Below are 2,291 nucleotides of genomic sequence, written 5' to 3'. Positions count from 1 at the left end.
CCTCAGCCTCGACAGAAAGAACCCCCATGAGCCAGCCACTCGCGGCCGCGGATCCGGTCAGCCCCGGCGCCCCGGCGCCGGACGCTCCCCCGCGGCCCCGCCGCGGATCCCCCGTGCTTCGCCTCCTCCTCGCGCGGGTGCTCGGGGTGCTCGTCATCCTCTTCGTGATCTCGCTGCTCACCTTCACGCTGATGTACCTCGCGCCGGGGGACCTCGTCAAGAACCTGCTCGGGAACCGGCCAGCCAGCCCGGAGGCGATCGCCGCGGTGCGCGCCCAGTACCGGCTCGATGACCCCTTCCTGGTGCGCTACTTCGCCTGGCTGGGAGACGCGCTCCGCGGGGACTTTGGCGTCTCCATCCGGATGCGCCAGCCGGTCACCCAGGTGATCGCCTCCCGCGTCGGGCTCACCGCGGCGCTCGCCGGGCTCGCCTTCCTCATCGCCCTGATCACCGCCATTCCGATGGGCATCAGCAGCGCGGCCCGCGCGGGCACCGTCCGGGACCGGCTGGGCAGCGCCCTGGCGCTCTTCGGGCTGAGCGCCCCGAGCTTCGCGCTCGCGATTCTGCTCCTCTACGCCTTCGCGATGCTGATCCCCATCTTCCCCGCCTACGGCGCGGGGACCGGCTTCCTCGACCGCGTGTTCCACCTGGTCCTCCCCGCGACCGTGCTCGCGATGGGCCTCGGCGCGATCCTCATGCGGATGACCCGCGCGGCGATGGTGCGCGAGCTCAGCGCGGACTACGTCACCTTCGCCCGTTCCCGGGGCGTCCCCGAGCGCCAGGTGCAGCGCCTCGCCCTGCGCAACGCAAGCATCCCCATCGTCACCGGGGCCGGGCTCATCCTGACCTTCCTGATCGGAGGCACCATCATCGTGGAAACCGTCTTCGCCCTGCCGGGCATCGGGCTGCTGCTCCAGGAGGCCGTGCTCTTCAAGGACCTCCCGGTGGTGCAGGCGATCGTCCTGCTCGTGGCACTCGTGATCGCGATCATCGCGATCCTGGTCGACCTCAGCTACCTGCTCCTCGACCCCCGGGTCCGCGCACGGGAGCTGCAGTCGTGACCGCGCCCGTGTCCCCGAAGACCGCCAGCGTCGTCCTGCCGAAGCGGGCACGGCCGGACTGGCTCGTCCGCATCAGTGTCGTCTTCCTCGCCCTCATCGCCCTCGGGGCGATCGTCTCCCCGTTCCTCGTCGAGGCCGCGAGCACGCAGAGCATCCTCGATGCGCTCCTCCCCCCGGGCAGCCCGGGCCACCTGCTCGGCACCGATGAACTGGGCCGAGACGTGCTCCTGCTCACCGTCGCAGGCACCGGCTCAGCCGTCGTCGGTCCGGCGCTCATCGCCCTGGGATCCATGTCGCTCGGCGTCCTCTTCGGCACGCTCGCGGGGTACCAGCGGGGCTGGCTCGACGCCCTGATCGGCCGGATCGCCGACGTGCTCCTCTCCCTGCCGGTCATGCTCCTCGCGATCGTGGTCGCCGGGATCTTCGGGGCGGGGTACTGGGTGACCGTGCTGCTGCTCATCGTGCTCTTCGCCCCCTCCGACATCCGCATCGTGCGCTCCGGGGTGCTCGAACAGGCGCCGCGGCCCTACGTGGAGGCCGCGCAGATGCTGTCGCTGTCGCCCTGGCGGATCATGTACGTGCACGTCGCGCCGAACGTCTGGCCCCTCATCGCCACCAACCTGCTGCTGAACACGTCGATCGCGCTCGTGACGCTGTCCTCGCTGTCCTTCCTCGGCGTCGGCGTCGCCCCGGGCAGCGCCGACTGGGGGCGGCAGATCTCCGACGGGCGCAGCGTCATGGCCGACAACCCCGCCATGCTCCTCGCCCCCGCGCTCCTCATCGTCCTCGTGTCCATGGCCATCAACGTCATCGGCGACCAGATCACCGAGCGACTCCGCCGAAAGGGAATCCGATGACCGCGCAGGCACGCACCGCCGCACCGCTGGGCCTGGACGCGCGGGGCATCCGCGTGACCGGGCCCGCCGGGCCGCTCGTGGACCCCCTCGATCTCACGGTGCCCCCCGGGCGCACCCTCGCGATCATCGGCGAGTCCGGCTCCGGGAAGACCATGACCGCGCGCGCCATCACCGGGCTGCTCCCCGCCGGGGTCACCGCAACCGGAACGCTCAGCATCGACGGCGCCGCCATCGAACTCGACGCGCCGGAGGCCGCCTGGCGGCGCGTCCGCGGCCCCCGCGCGGTGCTGCTCCTCCAGGATCCCTTCACCAGCCTGAGCCCCACGCACCGCTGCGGGGACCAGATCGGGCTCGGCATCCTGGCCCGGGAGCA

Annotated in this window: 3 protein-coding genes; all 3 read left to right on the top strand. The window is 71.8% G+C overall.

The features are described 5' to 3' along the window. Positions 1-26 precede the first annotated feature (26 nt). Entirely contained in the window at positions 27-1,061 is a 1,035-nt protein-coding gene (locus OOT08_RS11300) for an ABC transporter permease (protein ID WP_325092733.1), read from the top strand. Continuing rightward, positions 1,058-1,918, top strand: coding sequence for an ABC transporter permease (locus OOT08_RS11295; RefSeq protein ID WP_325092732.1), 861 nt, complete (start codon positions 1,058-1,060; stop codon positions 1,916-1,918). The genes OOT08_RS11300 and OOT08_RS11295 overlap by 4 nt, the downstream gene beginning before the upstream one ends. Next, positions 1,915-2,291, top strand: a 377-nt coding sequence (locus tag OOT08_RS11290; RefSeq protein WP_325092731.1) for an ATP-binding cassette domain-containing protein, incomplete at its 3' end; no start/stop codon positions are given. The genes OOT08_RS11295 and OOT08_RS11290, both read left to right, overlap by 4 nt.

It is taken from the genome of Leucobacter sp. M11, from assembly GCF_035726885.1.
Classification (GTDB): domain Bacteria; phylum Actinomycetota; class Actinomycetes; order Actinomycetales; family Microbacteriaceae; genus JAPFRB01.
The sequence above is the reverse complement of the archived record's forward strand: the minus strand, read 5'-3'. Positions and strand labels throughout refer to the sequence as shown.